27 protein-coding genes are annotated in these 13,308 nt (G+C 59.8%); all 27 read right to left on the bottom strand.

Features of this window, described 5'->3' with window-relative positions; genetic code table 11:
• Window positions 1–40: 40 nt before the first annotated feature.
• A complete protein-coding gene (gene rpsD / locus HWX00_RS27255) occupies window positions 41–664 on the bottom strand; it encodes a 30S ribosomal protein S4 (protein ID WP_006477177.1) in 624 nt (207 codons plus the stop codon).
• Between the two features lie 154 nt (window positions 665–818).
• Window positions 819–1,220 (bottom strand): 30S ribosomal protein S11, encoded by a 402-nt coding sequence (gene rpsK, locus HWX00_RS27250; RefSeq protein ID WP_004197937.1) that lies wholly within the window; start codon window positions 1,218–1,220, stop codon window positions 819–821.
• A gap of 28 nt (window positions 1,221–1,248) precedes the next feature.
• Window positions 1,249–1,614 carry a 30S ribosomal protein S13 gene (rpsM, locus tag HWX00_RS27245; protein WP_006477178.1) on the bottom strand — a complete coding sequence of 122 codons (366 nt, stop codon included), beginning with the start codon at window positions 1,612–1,614 and terminating at the stop codon, window positions 1,249–1,251.
• A 38-nt stretch (window positions 1,615–1,652) separates the two neighbouring features.
• Window positions 1,653–1,769 carry a 50S ribosomal protein L36 gene (rpmJ, locus tag HWX00_RS27240; RefSeq protein ID WP_004199844.1) on the bottom strand — a complete coding sequence of 39 codons (117 nt, stop codon included), beginning with the start codon at window positions 1,767–1,769 and terminating at the stop codon, window positions 1,653–1,655.
• A gap of 20 nt (window positions 1,770–1,789) precedes the next feature.
• Window positions 1,790–2,008, bottom strand: coding sequence for a translation initiation factor IF-1 (gene infA, locus HWX00_RS27235; protein ID WP_004521905.1), 219 nt, complete (start codon window positions 2,006–2,008; stop codon window positions 1,790–1,792).
• Window positions 2,009–2,013: 5 nt separating this feature from the next.
• On the bottom strand, window positions 2,014–3,363 hold the full coding sequence (gene secY, locus HWX00_RS27230) for a preprotein translocase subunit SecY (RefSeq protein ID WP_006482915.1): 1,350 nt from the start codon (window positions 3,361–3,363) through the stop codon (window positions 2,014–2,016).
• Between the two features lie 42 nt (window positions 3,364–3,405).
• On the bottom strand, window positions 3,406–3,840 hold the full coding sequence (rplO, locus tag HWX00_RS27225; RefSeq protein ID WP_006482880.1) for a 50S ribosomal protein L15: 435 nt from the start codon (window positions 3,838–3,840) through the stop codon (window positions 3,406–3,408).
• Between the two features lie 26 nt (window positions 3,841–3,866).
• Complete coding sequence (gene rpmD, locus HWX00_RS27220; RefSeq protein ID WP_006400644.1) at window positions 3,867–4,049, bottom strand: 50S ribosomal protein L30; 183 nt, start codon at window positions 4,047–4,049, stop codon at window positions 3,867–3,869.
• Window positions 4,050–4,064: 15 nt separating this feature from the next.
• Complete coding sequence (gene rpsE, locus HWX00_RS27215) at window positions 4,065–4,583, bottom strand: 30S ribosomal protein S5 (RefSeq protein WP_006482895.1); 519 nt, start codon at window positions 4,581–4,583, stop codon at window positions 4,065–4,067.
• Window positions 4,584–4,597: 14 nt separating this feature from the next.
• Window positions 4,598–4,963, bottom strand: a complete 366-nt coding sequence (gene rplR, locus HWX00_RS27210) for a 50S ribosomal protein L18 (RefSeq protein ID WP_006477183.1) — start codon at window positions 4,961–4,963, stop codon at window positions 4,598–4,600.
• 12 nt (window positions 4,964–4,975) lie between these two features.
• Complete coding sequence (rplF, locus tag HWX00_RS27205) at window positions 4,976–5,506, bottom strand: 50S ribosomal protein L6 (protein WP_006477184.1); 531 nt, start codon at window positions 5,504–5,506, stop codon at window positions 4,976–4,978.
• 18 nt (window positions 5,507–5,524) lie between these two features.
• Window positions 5,525–5,920, bottom strand: coding sequence for a 30S ribosomal protein S8 (rpsH, locus tag HWX00_RS27200; RefSeq protein ID WP_006477185.1), 396 nt, complete (start codon window positions 5,918–5,920; stop codon window positions 5,525–5,527).
• A gap of 14 nt (window positions 5,921–5,934) precedes the next feature.
• On the bottom strand, window positions 5,935–6,240 hold the full coding sequence (rpsN, locus tag HWX00_RS27195; protein ID WP_006482884.1) for a 30S ribosomal protein S14: 306 nt from the start codon (window positions 6,238–6,240) through the stop codon (window positions 5,935–5,937).
• A gap of 7 nt (window positions 6,241–6,247) precedes the next feature.
• Window positions 6,248–6,787, bottom strand: a complete 540-nt coding sequence (gene rplE / locus HWX00_RS27190) for a 50S ribosomal protein L5 (protein WP_006477186.1) — start codon at window positions 6,785–6,787, stop codon at window positions 6,248–6,250.
• 16 nt (window positions 6,788–6,803) lie between these two features.
• Window positions 6,804–7,112 carry a 50S ribosomal protein L24 gene (gene rplX, locus HWX00_RS27185; RefSeq protein WP_006477187.1) on the bottom strand — a complete coding sequence of 103 codons (309 nt, stop codon included), beginning with the start codon at window positions 7,110–7,112 and terminating at the stop codon, window positions 6,804–6,806.
• 9 nt (window positions 7,113–7,121) lie between these two features.
• On the bottom strand, window positions 7,122–7,490 hold the full coding sequence (gene rplN / locus HWX00_RS27180; protein ID WP_006752929.1) for a 50S ribosomal protein L14: 369 nt from the start codon (window positions 7,488–7,490) through the stop codon (window positions 7,122–7,124).
• Between the two features lie 309 nt (window positions 7,491–7,799).
• A complete protein-coding gene (gene rpsQ / locus HWX00_RS27175; protein WP_006752928.1) occupies window positions 7,800–8,072 on the bottom strand; it encodes a 30S ribosomal protein S17 in 273 nt (90 codons plus the stop codon).
• Window positions 8,069–8,263 (bottom strand): 50S ribosomal protein L29, encoded by a 195-nt coding sequence (gene rpmC / locus HWX00_RS27170; RefSeq protein WP_006400652.1) that lies wholly within the window; start codon window positions 8,261–8,263, stop codon window positions 8,069–8,071. Before rpmC ends, rpsQ begins: the two co-directional genes overlap by 4 nt.
• A 9-nt stretch (window positions 8,264–8,272) precedes the next feature.
• The gene (gene rplP / locus HWX00_RS27165) at window positions 8,273–8,689 is read right to left on the bottom strand and encodes a 50S ribosomal protein L16 (RefSeq protein ID WP_006482873.1); all 417 of its coding nucleotides are present in this window, start codon (window positions 8,687–8,689) and stop codon (window positions 8,273–8,275) included.
• Between the two features lie 2 nt (window positions 8,690–8,691).
• Complete coding sequence (gene rpsC / locus HWX00_RS27160) at window positions 8,692–9,492, bottom strand: 30S ribosomal protein S3 (protein ID WP_006482899.1); 801 nt, start codon at window positions 9,490–9,492, stop codon at window positions 8,692–8,694.
• 11 nt (window positions 9,493–9,503) lie between these two features.
• Entirely contained in the window at window positions 9,504–9,833 is a 330-nt protein-coding gene (rplV, locus tag HWX00_RS27155) for a 50S ribosomal protein L22 (protein ID WP_004199272.1), read from the bottom strand.
• 12 nt (window positions 9,834–9,845) lie between these two features.
• Window positions 9,846–10,121, bottom strand: a complete 276-nt coding sequence (gene rpsS, locus HWX00_RS27150) for a 30S ribosomal protein S19 (protein WP_004199273.1) — start codon at window positions 10,119–10,121, stop codon at window positions 9,846–9,848.
• Between the two features lie 10 nt (window positions 10,122–10,131).
• The gene (rplB, locus tag HWX00_RS27145) at window positions 10,132–10,959 is read right to left on the bottom strand and encodes a 50S ribosomal protein L2 (protein ID WP_006482900.1); all 828 of its coding nucleotides are present in this window, start codon (window positions 10,957–10,959) and stop codon (window positions 10,132–10,134) included.
• A gap of 2 nt (window positions 10,960–10,961) precedes the next feature.
• On the bottom strand, window positions 10,962–11,276 hold the full coding sequence (gene rplW, locus HWX00_RS27140; protein ID WP_004199275.1) for a 50S ribosomal protein L23: 315 nt from the start codon (window positions 11,274–11,276) through the stop codon (window positions 10,962–10,964).
• Window positions 11,273–11,893 (bottom strand): 50S ribosomal protein L4, encoded by a 621-nt coding sequence (gene rplD / locus HWX00_RS27135; RefSeq protein WP_006477192.1) that lies wholly within the window; start codon window positions 11,891–11,893, stop codon window positions 11,273–11,275. Before rplD ends, rplW begins: the two co-directional genes overlap by 4 nt.
• A complete protein-coding gene (gene rplC, locus HWX00_RS27130) occupies window positions 11,893–12,543 on the bottom strand; it encodes a 50S ribosomal protein L3 (RefSeq protein ID WP_006482922.1) in 651 nt (216 codons plus the stop codon). The genes rplD and rplC overlap by 1 nt, the downstream gene beginning before the upstream one ends.
• A gap of 178 nt (window positions 12,544–12,721) precedes the next feature.
• Complete coding sequence (gene rpsJ, locus HWX00_RS27125) at window positions 12,722–13,033, bottom strand: 30S ribosomal protein S10 (RefSeq protein ID WP_004199280.1); 312 nt, start codon at window positions 13,031–13,033, stop codon at window positions 12,722–12,724.
• Window positions 13,034–13,308 lie beyond the last annotated feature (275 nt).

The raw sequence follows: 13,308 nt of genomic DNA, 5'->3' as shown, positions 1-13,308 counted from the left end.
CTTGCGCAACGCAATCGGGGTACCTCGGCCGTCAATCGGATTAACGCGAATACAATTCGACGATCAGGCTTTCGTTGATGTCGCCTGCGATCTCGGCGCGTTCCGGCATTTGCTTGAACGTGCCTTCGAACTTCTTCGCATCGACTGCAACCCAGCTCGGCATGCCGCCTTGCTCGGCCAGCGACAGCGCTTCGACGATACGCGCTTGCTTCTTCGCCTTTTCGCGGATCGCGACGACGTCACCTGCCTTCACTTGCTGCGACGGGACGTTTGCGACGACGCCGTTCACGGTGATCGACTTGTGGCTCACCAGCTGACGCGCTTCAGCGCGGGTCGAGCCGAAGCCCATGCGATACACGACGTTGTCGAGGCGCGACTCGAGCAGTTGCAGCAGGTTTTCACCCGTGTTGCCCTTGCGGCGGTCGGCTTCAGCGAAGTAGCGGCGGAACTGACGCTCCAGCACGCCGTAGATGCGCTTGACCTTCTGCTTTTCACGCAGCTGCGTACCGTAGTCGGACGTACGTGCGCCCGAGGTACGGCCGTGCTGGCCCGGCTTGCTGTCGAGCTTGCACTTGTCGGCGAGCGAGCGGCGTGCGCTCTTCAGGAACAGGTCGGTGCCTTCACGGCGGGACAGCTTGGCTTTGGGGCCGATATAACGTGCCACTTTGCATTCCTTTATCAATCAGTCACGCGAACCGAAATCCGCGCTAGTCCGCTCCCTTTGGGGCGAACGGTGGGCTTAGTCAATCAAAAAAGCAACGCCCGTCGACGCTGAGCGGCGACAGGCAATGCGCTAGCACGAACGTGCCAGCACATCCTTAGATACGACGACGCTTCGGCGGACGGCAGCCGTTGTGCGGAATCGGGGTGACGTCCGAAATCGCGGTGATCTTGATGCCGAGGCCGTGCAGTGCGCGCACTGCCGACTCGCGACCCGGGCCCGGGCCCTTGATCCGCACTTCCAGATTCTTCACGCCGTATTCCATCGCGACGCGGCCAGCCGACTCGGCTGCGACCTGAGCAGCGAACGGCGTCGATTTGCGCGAGCCCTTGAAGCCCTGACCGCCCGACGTCGCCCATGCCAGAGCGTTGCCTTGGCGATCGGTGATCGTGATGATCGTATTGTTGAACGACGCGTGAACGTGAACCACGCCTTCAGCGACGTTCTTCTTAACCTTCTTGCGAACGCGTTGCGCCGCGGTGTTCGAAGCCTTAGCCATTACGTTTTCCTGTAACTGTCAGTTCCGCTTACTTCTTCAGCGCTTGCGCTGCACGACGCGGACCCTTACGGGTACGTGCGTTCGTACGCGTACGCTGACCGCGCATCGGCAGGCCCTTGCGATGACGGACGCCACGGTAGCAACCGAGGTCCATCAGGCGCTTGATGTTCATCGTCACTTCACGGCGCAGATCGCCTTCGACGACAAACTTGCCCACTTCTTCACGCAGCTTTTCCAGGTCTGCGTCGGTCAGATCCTTGACCTTCTTCGAAAAATCGACGCCAGCTGCCACGCAGATGCTGCGCGAACGGGTGCGGCCGACACCAAAGATAGCCGTCAGGCCGATCTCGGTGTGCTGGTGATTCGGGATGTTAACCCCTGCGATACGAGCCATTGTTTTTCCTCAAACAAAAAGCGCAAACAAACGCGCGGTCAGCCTTGGCGCTGCTTGTGGCGCGGATCCGAGCTGCAGATCACGCGAACGACGCCTTTGCGCTTGATGATCTTGCAATTGCGGCAAATGCGCTTAACCGATGCCATCACTTTCATGATAATACCCTTTTTTCAAATCACTTCGCCCGGAACACGATCCGCGCACGAGACAGATCGTAAGGCGTCAACTCAACCGTCACCTTGTCGCCCGGCAGGATACGGATGTAGTGCATCCGCATCTTCCCGGAAATATGTCCCAATACGACATGGCCGTTTTCCAGCTTCACACGGAAGGTCGCATTCGGGAGGTTTTCAATCACCTCTCCCTGCATCTGGATTACATCGTCTTTGGCCATAGTCCTTAACGCATCGGGATGTTGCCGCCCTTGAAGTTCGCCTTCTTGAGCAGAGACTCATACTGTTGCGACATAACGTACGACTGCACCTGCGCCATAAAGTCCATCGTGACGACGACAATGATCAGCAGCGACGTTCCACCAAAATAAAACGGCACGTTCCAGCGCAGCACCAGAAATTCCGGCAGCAGACACACGAAGACGATGTAGATCGCACCGGCCAGCGTCAGACGCGTGAGGATGCGGTCGATATATCGTGCGGTCTGATCGCCCGGACGGATGCCCGGAACAAACGCGCCGCTCTTCTTCAGGTTGTCCGCGGTTTCCCTGCTGTTGAACACCAGTGCGGTGTAGAAGAAGCAGAAAAACACGATCGCCAGCGTGTACAGCAGCACATAGACCGGCTGGCCCGGCTTCAGCGCTTCCGCTACGTTATGCAACGTATTGGAAATCCAGCTTCCCGTCGGCTGACCGGTACTGAACCAGCCGAGAATCGTCGCCGGGAACAGGATGATCGACGATGCAAAGATCGGCGGAATCACGCCCGACATGTTCAACTTCAGCGGCAGATGCGACGACTGCCCACCGTAGATCTTGTTGCCGACCTGGCGCTTCGCGTAGTTCACGAGGATCTTGCGCTGACCGCGTTCGATGAACACGACCAGGTAAGTCACCGCGGCGATCAGAACGACGATGATGATCGCCGAAATGATGCTCATCGAACCCGTACGCACCAGCTCGAACAACCCACCCACGGCATTCGGGAACCCTGCTGCGATCCCGCCGAAGATGATGATCGAGATACCGTTGCCCAGACCACGCTCGGTAATCTGCTCGCCGAGCCACATCAGGAACATCGTACCGGTAACCAGCGTCACGACCGTCGTCAGACGGAACAGCATGCCGGGGTCGGTGACGAGGCCCGGCTGGTTTTCCAGCGCGGCCGCGATACCGAACGCCTGGAAGGTCGCGAGCACCACGGTGAAATACCGCGTGTACTGCGTGATCTTCCGTTGCCCTGCCTGCCCTTCCTTCTTCAGCGCCTCGAGCTGCGGCGATACGATCGCCAGCAACTGCATGATGATCGACGCCGAAATGTACGGCATGATCCCCAGCGCAAAGATCGTGAAGCGGGAAAGCGCGCCACCCGAGAACATGTTGAACATGCCCAGGATGCCGCCCGCCTGGCTCTGGAACAGCTTAGCCAGTTGATCCGGATCGATGCCCGGCACGGGAATGTGCGCGCCGATGCGATAGACGATCAGCGCCAGGAGCAGGAACATCGCTCGCCGACGCAGATCGCCGAATTTCGCCGTGCTTCGACCGGGTTTTGCAAGACTCGGGCTGTTAGCCAAGTACCTTCTCCGATGAATGCAAGTGACGACGCGCTACGCGTGTCACTCGGCGAACGAACCGCCGGCCGCTTCGATCGCAGCGCGCGCACCCTTGGTGGCACCGAGACCCTTCACGACGATCTTGCGCTTCAGTTCGCCCGTCGCGATGATCTTTGCGCTCTTCGTCAGCTCGCCGACCAGGCCGGCTTGCTTCAGTGCGAGCAGATCGATCTCGTCGACCGGCAGCTTCTCGAGGTCGCCCAGGCGCACTTCACCGACGAATTCCTTCGTCAGCGACGTGAAGCCGCGCTTCGGCAGACGACGTTGCAGCGGCATCTGACCGCCTTCGAAACCGACTTTGTGGAAGCCGCCCGAACGCGATTTCTGACCCTTGTGACCACGGCCAGCCGTCTTGCCGAGGCCCGAACCGATGCCACGACCGACGCGACGCTTGGCGTGCTTGGCGCCAGCGGCCGGCTTCAGGTTATTCAATTCCATATCAACTCCTTGATCCGTAGGGCCGCTTACGCGATGACCTTAACGAGGTACGAGACCTTGTTGATCATGCCGCGGACCGCCGGCGTGTCCTGGAGCTCGCTGACCGAATTGAGTCGGCGCAGGCCCAGACCACGCACGGTCGCGCGGTGCGATTCGCGGGTCCCGATCAGGCTCTTAACGAGCTGAACCTTGACAGTTTTTTCAGACATGGTGACCACCCGGGCTTAGCCCAAAATTTCTTCGACGGACTTGCCGCGCTTCGCCGCGATGTCTGCCGGGGTGGACTGCTTGCGCAGGCCGTCCAGCGTGGCGCGAACGAGGTTGTACGGGTTCGTCGAACCGTGGCTCTTCGCCACGACGTTCTGAACGCCCATCACGTCGAACACTGCGCGCATCGGGCCGCCGGCGATCACGCCCGTACCTGCCTTCGCCGGAGCGAGGAGGACGGCCGATGCGCCGTGCTTGCCGTGCACTTCGTGTTGCAGCGTGCCGTTCTTGAGCGGCACCTTGAACATGTTGCGGCGAGCTTGTTCCATTGCCTTCTGGACAGCGACCGGCACTTCCTTCGCCTTGCCCTTGCCCATACCGATGCGGCCATCACCGTCGCCAACCACGGTCAGTGCGGCGAAGCCGAGAATACGGCCACCCTTCACGACCTTGGTCACGCGATTGACCGAAATCATCTTTTCGCGAAGGCCGTCGTCGCGCTCGTCAGCCTGAACTTTCGCTTGCATCTTTGCCATGACGAATTCCTTCCTTAGAACTTGAGCCCAGCTTCGCGAGCTGCCTCAGCCAGCGCCTTGACGCGGCCGTGGTAGCGGAAGCCCGAGCGGTCGAAGGCGACGGATTCGATGCCGGCAGCCTTTGCCTTCTCGGCAATACGCTTGCCGATCAGCGTCGCGGCATTCACGTTGCCGCCCTTGCCCGACTTGTCGGCCAGTTCGGCGCGCACTTCTGCTTCGAGCGTCGACGCGCTGGCGAGCACCTTGGTGCCGCAGGGCGAGAACACTTGAGCGTAGATGTGCGTGTTCGTGCGATGCACGGCGAGACGCGCGACCTGCAGCTCAGCGATCTTGATACGCGTCTGGCGAGCGCGGCGCAGGCGAGATTGAGTCTTATCCATGATTGCGCACCCTTACTTCTTCTTCGTTTCTTTGAGGATCACAACCTCGTCGGCATAACGCACGCCCTTGCCCTTGTAGGGCTCCGGCGGACGGTAACCGCGGACTTCCGCAGCCACTTGACCGACTTGTTGCTTGTTGATCCCCTTGATCACGATTTCGGTTTGCGTCGGGGTTTCAGCCTTGACGCCTTCCGGCATCTGGTGCACCACCGGGTGCGAGAAACCCAGCGACAGGTTCAGCTTGTCGCCTTGCGCTTGCGCACGGTAACCGACGCCAACCAGCGTCAGCTTGCGCTCGAAACCCTTGGTCACGCCGTGCACGGCATTCGCGATGATCGCGCGCATCGTGCCCGACAGTGCATTTGCTTCGCGGCTTTCGTCGACCGGCGACAGATTCAGCGTGCCGTCGTTGTTCGCCACGTTCACGAGCGGATTGATCGCTTGCGTGATGGTGCCCAGCGGGCCCTTGACGGTGATAGCACCGTCGGCCAGCTTGACTTCCGCGCCTTGCAGCGCGATCGGGCTCTTACCTACTCGAGACATGTTTCTCTCTCCTCGGCTTTAAGCGACGTAGCAGATGACTTCGCCGCCGACGCCGGTAGCGCGCGCCTTGCGGTCGGTCATCACGCCCTTCGGCGTCGACACGATAGCCACGCCGAGGCCGTTCATGACCTGCGGAATGTCGTTACGGCCGCGGTACACGCGCAGACCAGGCTTCGACACGCGCTCGAGGCGTTCGATGACCGGGCGACCTGCGTAGTACTTCAGCGCGATATTCAGTTCGGACTTCGCACCTTCCGCCTTCACGGCGAAATCGTCGATATAACCTTCGTCCTTGAGGACTTGCGCGATTGCAACCTTGACCTTCGACGAGGGCATCGCAACCGATACCTTCTCGACCATCTGCGCGTTGCGGATGCGAGTCAGCATATCGGCGATAGGATCACTCATGCTCATTTACGTTTCTCCTATTACCAGCTCGCCTTGGTCAGGCCAGGAATCTCGCCACGGAATGCGATTTCACGAATCTTGTTACGCGCGAGGCCGAATTTACGGAACGTGCCACGCGGACGGCCCGTGATCGCGCAGCGGTTACGCTGGCGGGTCGGGTTTGCGTTGCGGGGCAGTTGCTGCAGCTCCAGGCGTGCTTCGTAGCGCTCTTCTTCCGACTTGCTTTGGTCTTCGACGATCGCCTTCAGCGCTTCGCGCTTTGCTGCGAACTTCGCGACCAGGCGGGCGCGCTTCTTTTCACGTTCGATCAGTGCCAGTTTAGCCACGGTAACCTCAGTTTCTGAACGGGAACTTGAAGCTGGCGAGCAGAGCCTTTGCTTCGTCGTCGGTCTTCGCAGTCGTCGTGATGCTGATGTTCAGCCCACGCAGTGCGTCGATCTTGTCGTAGTCGATTTCGGGGAAAATGATCTGCTCTTTCACACCGATGTTGTAGTTGCCACGGCCATCGAACGCACGACCCGACACACCGCGGAAATCTCGCACGCGGGGCAGGGCAACGGTCACGAAACGGTCGAGGAATTCGTACATCGCCTGGCCACGCAGCGTCACCATCGCGCCGATCGGGTAACCCTGGCGGATCTTGAAGCCAGCGATTGCCTTGCGTGCCTTCGTGACGACCGGCTTCTGGCCGGCGATCTTCGTGAGGTCGCCAACGGCGTTCTCGATGATCTTCTTGTCAGCGATCGCTTCGCCAAGACCCATGTTCAGCGTGATCTTGGTGATGCGCGGCACTTCCATGACCGACTTGTAACCGAACTTCTCGATCAGGCCGGGCACAACCTTTTCTTTGTAAAACTCTTGAAAACGAGCCATTTTTTACTCCGCTGCGTCAGGCGCTCAGTACGGCACCGGTCGTCTTCAGGAAGCGAACCTTCTTGCCTTCCTCGACCTTGATGCCAACACGCGACGCCTTGCCATTCGCGTCGACCAGTGCGACGTTCGAAATATGCAGGGGCATCGTCTTCGCTTCCACGCCACCCGTCGTACCCTTCATCGGGTTCGGCTTCACATGCTTCTTGACGAGGTTGATACCCTCAACCGTCACATGCTCAGCACCGACAGCCAGCACGACGCCGCGCTTGCCCTTGTCCTTGCCAGTGACGACGATCACTTCGTCGCCTTTGCGAATCTTGTTCATCGCGACTCCTTACAGCACTTCCGGCGCCAGCGAAACGATCTTCATGAATCGTTCGCTACGCAGCTCACGCGTCACCGGCCCGAAGATACGGGTGCCGATCGGCTCGAGCTTGTTATTCAAAAGCACAGCGGCGTTGCCGTCGAACTTGATCAGCGAGCCGTCTTGACGGCGCACGCCCTTGGCGGTGCGGACCACCACGGCGTTGTAAATTTCGCCTTTCTTCACGCGCCCGCGCGGCGTTGCCTCTTTGACGGTCACCTTGATGATGTCGCCAATGCCGGCATAACGACGCTTCGAGCCGCCGAGCACCTTGATGCACATGACTTCACGCGCACCCGTGTTGTCGGCTACTTCGAGCCGAGATTCGGTCTGGATCATGGTTTGTCTTTCCCAACTTAATCCGGATGCACCACCATGATGCATTCGGTCAGTCTTGGTCCCGTCAGCCAATCGGCTGCTTGGGTTGGAACAGCAGCGACGGCAAACGAAACCCGCCATCGCAATTCGGTGAATCTTTCGGACAGGCAGGCGCCAGTCCGCTTCCCCCACCAACTTCGCCCGCGACGGGGCTCCCATAAAGAGGGAAGACCAGGATTATAACAAATAATCCTGGTCACGCAAGCAAAAACTTTGCGATTTCAAGCACTTCGAGGAGAGGTGCCTGTTACTGCCTACTGCGCTGCCCGCTTAGATGACGCGAGCGGCTTCGACGAGGCGCGACACCGTCCAGGCCTTCGTCTTCGAAACAGGACGAGTTTCCTGGATTTCGACGAGATCGCCTTCGTTGCAGGTGTTCGCTTCATCATGCGCGTGGTACTTCTTCGAGCGCACGACATACTTGCCGTAGATCGGGTGCTTGACGCGGTGCTCGATCAGCACGGTGACGGTCTTGTCCATCTTGTTGCTGACGACCCGACCGACCAGCGTCCGCTTCAGCGAGGTTTTCACGCTATCGTTCATTTCTGGTTCGCCTTCTGAGTCATGACGGTCCGCACACGTGCGATGTCGCGACGAACCTTCTTCAGCTGGCTCGTGTTCGTGAGCTGCTGGGTCGCGAGTTGCATGCGCAGGCCGAATTGCGCCTTCAGCAGGTCCGCCAGCTCCTTGTTGAGCGCGGCCTGGTCTTTCTGGAGAAGTTCGGAAGCCTTCATGTTTTCTCCTTAGGCGCCGAGCTGGCGCACGATGAATGCCGTCTTCAGCGGCAGCTTGGCTGCAGCCAGACGGAACGCTTCGCGTGCCAGTTCTTCGGTTACGCCGTCCATTTCATAGAGCATCTTGCCCGGCTGAATCTCGGCGACGTAGTACTCCGGGTTACCCTTACCGTTACCCATACGCACTTCGGCCGGCTTCTGCGAAATCGGCTTGTCCGGGAAGATCCGGATCCAGATGCGGCCGCCACGCTTGATGTGACGCGTCATTGCACGACGCGCCGCTTCAATCTGGCGTGCGGTCAAACGACCGCGACCGATCGCCTTCAGGCCGAATTCACCGAACGACACTGCGTTGCCGCGCGTCGCCTTGCCGGTGTTACGACCCTTCTGCTCTTTACGATACTTTCTGCGTTTCGGTTGCAGCATCGTTATTCTCCAGTCTTGCCGTCTTCGGGCTTGCCGGCGCCGCGGCGCGGTGCGCCACGACGAGCACCCGGAGCGCCGCCTTCGCCGTCACGGCGCGGACGACGGTCGCCCGGACGCGCATTGCGACGCGGACGCTTGTCTTCGGCTACTTCTTCCACCACCGGTGCGTCGTTGCGGCCGAGCGTATCGCCCTTGTAGACCCACACCTTGACGCCGATGATCCCGTAAGTCGTCTTCGCTTCCGAAGTCGCGTAGTCGATATCAGCACGCAGCGTGTGAAGGGGCACGCGACCTTCGCGATACCACTCCGTACGAGCGATTTCGATACCGTTCAGACGGCCCGCGCTCATGATCTTGATGCCTTGGGCACCCAGACGCATCGCGTTCTGCATCGCACGCTTCATCGCGCGACGGAACATGATCCGGCGCTCGAGCTGTTGCGTGATCGAGTCAGCGATCAGCTGAGCATCGGTTTCCGGCTTGCGGATTTCCTCGATGTTGACGTGAACCGGCACGCCCATGCGGCGTTGCAGTTCCGTCTTCAGCTGCTCGATATCCTCGCCCTTCTTGCCGATGACCACGCCCGGACGCGAGCTGTAAATCGTGATGCGCGCGTTCTTCGCCGGACGCTCGATGACGACCCGACCGACCGAAGCGTTCTTCAGCTTCTTCTTCAGGTATTCACGAACACCGATGTCTTCCTGCAGCATCGCCGCGAAATTGTTGTTGTTCGCGTACCAACGCGAAGCCCAATTGCGGCTGACAGCCAGGCGGAAGCCAGTCGGATGAATTTTCTGTCCCATCGTATGGCTCCTTAATTCCCGACCGTCACAGTGATGTGACAGGATTGCTTCTCGATGCGGTTACCGCGGCCCTTGGCACGCGCGGTGAAACGCTTGAGCGATGCAGCCTTGTCGACGTAGATGCTCTTGATCTTGAGCTCGTCGATATCGGCGCCTTCGTTGTGCTCCGCATTCGCGATTGCCGACAGCACAACCTTCTTCACGATGCCAGCCGCCTTCTTCGGCGAGAACGTCAGAACGTTCAGCGCCTTGTCGACCGGCAAACCGCGGATCTGGTCAGCCACAAGGCGCGTTTTTTGCGCCGAGATGCGGGCACCGCGATGAATTGCTTTCACTTCCATCTTGATTGCCCCTTATTTCTTGGCCTTCTTGTCGGCTGCGTGACCCTTGAACGTACGGGTCAGTGCGAACTCGCCAAGCTTGTGGCCGACCATGTTTTCCGAGATGTACACCGGAACGTGTTGACGGCCGTTGTGAACAGCGATCGTCAGGCCGATGAAATCCGGCAGAATCGTCGAGCGACGCGACCAGGTCTTGATCGGCTTTTTGTCGCGCGAAGCTGCAGCCGCCTCAACTTTCTTCAGCAAATGGGCGTCGCAGAACGGACCTTTTTTAACAGAACGTGCCATTGCCTACTCCTTAACGCTTGTGACGGCGCTGGACGATCATCGTCGTCGTGCGCTTGTTGCTGCGGGTGCGGTAACCCTTAGCCGGCGTACCCCACGGGCTCACCGGATCGCGACCTGCAGCCGTCTTGCCCTCACCACCACCGTGCGGGTGATCAACCGGGTTCATCGCAACGCCACGCACCGTCGGGCGGATACCGCGCCAGCGGTTCGCGCCAGCCTTGCCGATCTGGCGCAGGCTATGCTCTTCGTTACCGACTTCACCGATCGTTGCACGGCACTCGATGTGCACGCGGCGGATTTCGCCCGAACGCAGACGAACCTGCGCGTAGACGCCTTCACGTGCCAGCAGCATGGCCGACGTGCCAGCCGAACGCGCCATTTGCGCGCCCTTGCCCGGCAGCATCTCGATGCAGTGGATCGTCGTACCGACCGGAATGTTGCGGATCGGCAGCGTGTTGCCTGCACGGATCGGCGCTTCCGAACCCGACATCAGCTGTTGGCCGACGGTCAGGCCCTTCGGGGCGATGATGTAGCGACGCTCGCCGTCTGCGTAGAGCACCAGCGCGATGTTCGCGCTGCGGTTCGGGTCGTACTCGAGACGCTCGACCTTTGCCGGGATGCCATCCTTCGTGCGACGGAAATCGACGATACGGTAGTGCTGCTTGTGACCACCACCCTTGTGACGCGTGGTGATACGACCGTTGTTGTTACGGCCGGCGGTCGAGCTCTGCGAGTCGAGCAGTGCCGCGAACGGCTTGCCCTGGTGCAGGTTCTTGTTGACCACCTTGACCATCGCGCGGCGACCCGGCGATGTCGGCTTAACTTTAACGATTGCCATGATTACTTGGCCTCCGCTTCAAAGTTGATTTCCTGGCCGGGCTTCAGGCAAACGTACGCCTTCTTCACGTCCTTGCGGCGGCCCATCGAACGGCCAAAGCGCTTTTGCTTGCCCTTCTGAACCAGCACGTTGACGGAATCAACTTCAACCTTGAACAGCAGCTCGACGGCCGCCTTCACTTCCTGCTTCGTGGCATCCGGTGCGACTTCGAACACGACTTGCTCGTTCTTGTCGGCAACCAGCGTCGCCTTTTCCGAGATCACCGGTGCGAGCAGGACCTGCATCAAACGATGATCGTTCTTGCGAATCTCGCTCATGACAGCAACTCCTCGATCTGGGCGACCGCAGCCTTCGTGACCAGCACTTTCTTGAAGTAGATCAGCGACAGCGGGTCAGCGTAGCGCGGCTCGACAATTGCCACGTGCGGCAGGTTGCGCGATGCCAGGTACAGGTTTTCGTCAACCGTGTCGGTGATGATCAGCACGGAGTCGAGACCCATGGTCTTGAATTTGTCGGCCAGCAGCTTGGTCTTCGGCGCTTCGAGGATGATGTCCTCGACGACCGACAGGCGGCCTTCACGGGCCAGCTGCGAGAAGATCGAGCAGAGACCTGCGCGATGCATCTTCTTGTTGACCTTGTGCGAGAAGTTTTCTTCCGGCGAATTCGGGAAGATACGACCACCGCCACGCCACAACGGGCTCGACGACATACCGGCACGAGCACGGCCCGTACCCTTCTGGCGCCACGGCTTCTTGGTCGTGTGCTTGACTTGCTCACGGTCCTTCTGTGCGCGGTTACCCTGGCGAGCATTCGCCTGGTAAGCGACGACGACCTGGTGGATCAGCGCTTCGTTGTAGTCACGACCGAACACGACGTCCGATGCGTTGACCACTGCACCTTCCTGACCATTTTCGTTCAGGAGCTTGAGTTCCATTATTTCGCCCCCTTGGTCTTGACGGCCGGCGTCACGAAGACCTTGCCGCCCTTCGCGCCCGGAATCGCACCCTTCACGAGCAGCAGCTTGCGCTCTGCGTCGATACGAGCGATTTCGAGGTTCTGCACCGTCACCGTCACGTCACCCATGTGACCCGTCATGCGTTTACCCGGGAAAACACGACCCGGATCCTGCGCCATACCGATCGAGCCCGGCACGTTGTGCGAGCGCGAGTTACCGTGCGTGGCACGGCCGGAGGAGAAGTTGTAACGCTTGATCGTACCGGCGTAGCCCTTACCGATCGACACGCCTTGCACGTCGACCTTCTGGCCCACTTCGAAAAGATCTGCACCGACCACGGCGCCATTCGACAGCTCGGCTGCCTTGGCCGCATCAATGCGGAATTCCTTGAGGATTTCACCGGCTTCGACACCGGCTTTGGCGAGATGACCTGCCAGCGGCTTCGTCACGCGCGATGCACGACGGGAGCCGAATGCAACCTGCACGGCCGTGTAGCCGTCGGTTTCAACAGTCTTGATCTGCGTCACGCGGTTGTCCGACACGTCCAGCACGGTGACGGGAATCGAATCCCCTTCAGCCGTGAAGATACGGGTCATGCCAACCTTGCGACCTACGAGTCCAAGGCTCATCATTTTCTCCATTCCCGACTGCGATTGGTCGGGGCTGATTTACAAAATGCCGGGCACGCAAGGCCCAACTTTTTTACGCGAATACGCGAAAAGCCAAGCAGTATAGCCCGACTTTTCCATTTCCGCAAGCAATACAAAGACTTAGCGCCGCCCGGCATGCCGATCGGCGCCGGAAGCCTTACTGCAGCTTGATTTCCACGTCGACGCCAGCCGGCAGGTCGAGCTTCATCAGCGCGTCGACGGTCTTGTCCGTCGGGTCGACGATGTCCATCAGGCGCTGGTGGGTGCGGATTTCGAGCTGATCGCGCGACGTCTTGTTGACGTGCGGCGAACGCAGGATGTCAAAACGCTGAATGCGCGTCGGCAGCGGCACCGGGCCACGGACGATTGCGCCAGTCCGCTTCGCGGTATCGACGATCTCGGCAGCCGATTGATCGATCAGACGATAGTCGAATGCCTTCAGGCGAATGCGGATTTTCTGTTGCTGCATGACGATTCCTTGAAAAGAGCGAGGCGATGTTGCATCGCCGGACACTAAAAGAACGTGAAACATGACGCCAGCGGGGAGCGAAGCATCAGGTTCCGGACAGTACTTCCACTGCTAAGCCGGCGATTCTACACGAAATTCTGAAACCGTGGCGTGCATTTCACGGCCCGCGCAACGCGCCGCCGGAAAAACAAAACCGGGTGCCAGCACAAGCTGGACACCCGGTTTCGACGGCACAACCGCGTACCGCGGAATCGCGGACCCCGTCGGGATCCGCG

Source organism: Burkholderia seminalis DSM 23518 (assembly GCF_902832885.1).
Taxonomy (GTDB): Bacteria; Pseudomonadota; Gammaproteobacteria; order Burkholderiales; family Burkholderiaceae; genus Burkholderia; species Burkholderia seminalis.
Note: the sequence above shows the minus strand (reverse complement) of the source record. Positions and strands in the feature narration are given on the sequence as shown.

Excerpts from the sequence above, each read along its gene's own strand:
- rpsM (WP_006477178.1), bottom strand. The coding sequence starts at position 1,614 with ATGGCTCGTATCGCAGGGGTTAACATCCCGAATCACCAGCACACCGAG.
- rplB (WP_006482900.1), bottom strand. The coding sequence starts at position 10,959 with ATGGCAATCGTTAAAGTTAAGCCGACATCGCCGGGTCGCCGCGCGATG.
- rplO (WP_006482880.1), bottom strand. The coding sequence starts at position 3,840 with ATGGAATTGAATAACCTGAAGCCGGCCGCTGGCGCCAAGCACGCCAAG.
- rplF (WP_006477184.1), bottom strand. The coding sequence starts at position 5,506 with ATGTCTCGAGTAGGTAAGAGCCCGATCGCGCTGCAAGGCGCGGAAGTC.
- rplX (WP_006477187.1), bottom strand. The coding sequence starts at position 7,112 with ATGAACAAGATTCGCAAAGGCGACGAAGTGATCGTCGTCACTGGCAAG.
- rplP (WP_006482873.1), bottom strand. The coding sequence starts at position 8,689 with ATGCTGCAACCGAAACGCAGAAAGTATCGTAAAGAGCAGAAGGGTCGT.
- rpsQ (WP_006752928.1), bottom strand. The coding sequence starts at position 8,072 with ATGAACGATAGCGTGAAAACCTCGCTGAAGCGGACGCTGGTCGGTCGG.
- rpmJ (WP_004199844.1), bottom strand. The coding sequence starts at position 1,769 with ATGAAAGTGATGGCATCGGTTAAGCGCATTTGCCGCAATTGCAAGATC.
- rpmD (WP_006400644.1), bottom strand. The coding sequence starts at position 4,049 with ATGTCTGAAAAAACTGTCAAGGTTCAGCTCGTTAAGAGCCTGATCGGG.
- rpsH (WP_006477185.1), bottom strand. The coding sequence starts at position 5,920 with ATGAGCATGAGTGATCCTATCGCCGATATGCTGACTCGCATCCGCAAC.
- rplN (WP_006752929.1), bottom strand. The coding sequence starts at position 7,490 with ATGATCCAGACCGAATCTCGGCTCGAAGTAGCCGACAACACGGGTGCG.
- rpsE (WP_006482895.1), bottom strand. The coding sequence starts at position 4,583 with ATGGCAAAGATGCAAGCGAAAGTTCAGGCTGACGAGCGCGACGACGGC.
- rplV (WP_004199272.1), bottom strand. The coding sequence starts at position 9,833 with ATGGAAGTGAAAGCAATTCATCGCGGTGCCCGCATCTCGGCGCAAAAA.
- infA (WP_004521905.1), bottom strand. The coding sequence starts at position 2,008 with ATGGCCAAAGACGATGTAATCCAGATGCAGGGAGAGGTGATTGAAAAC.
- rplW (WP_004199275.1), bottom strand. The coding sequence starts at position 11,276 with ATGAGCGAGATTCGCAAGAACGATCATCGTTTGATGCAGGTCCTGCTC.
- rplR (WP_006477183.1), bottom strand. The coding sequence starts at position 4,963 with ATGGATAAGACTCAATCTCGCCTGCGCCGCGCTCGCCAGACGCGTATC.
- rpsC (WP_006482899.1), bottom strand. The coding sequence starts at position 9,492 with ATGGGACAGAAAATTCATCCGACTGGCTTCCGCCTGGCTGTCAGCCGC.
- rplC (WP_006482922.1), bottom strand. The coding sequence starts at position 12,543 with ATGAGCCTTGGACTCGTAGGTCGCAAGGTTGGCATGACCCGTATCTTC.
- rpsS (WP_004199273.1), bottom strand. The coding sequence starts at position 10,121 with ATGGCACGTTCTGTTAAAAAAGGTCCGTTCTGCGACGCCCATTTGCTG.
- rpmC (WP_006400652.1), bottom strand. The coding sequence starts at position 8,263 with ATGAAGGCTTCCGAACTTCTCCAGAAAGACCAGGCCGCGCTCAACAAG.
- rplE (WP_006477186.1), bottom strand. The coding sequence starts at position 6,787 with ATGGCTCGTTTTCAAGAGTTTTACAAAGAAAAGGTTGTGCCCGGCCTG.
- rpsK (WP_004197937.1), bottom strand. The coding sequence starts at position 1,220 with ATGGCTAAGGCTTCGAACACCGCGGCGCAACGCGTTCGCAAGAAGGTT.
- rpsJ (WP_004199280.1), bottom strand. The coding sequence starts at position 13,033 with ATGCAGCAACAGAAAATCCGCATTCGCCTGAAGGCATTCGACTATCGT.
- rplD (WP_006477192.1), bottom strand. The coding sequence starts at position 11,893 with ATGGAACTCAAGCTCCTGAACGAAAATGGTCAGGAAGGTGCAGTGGTC.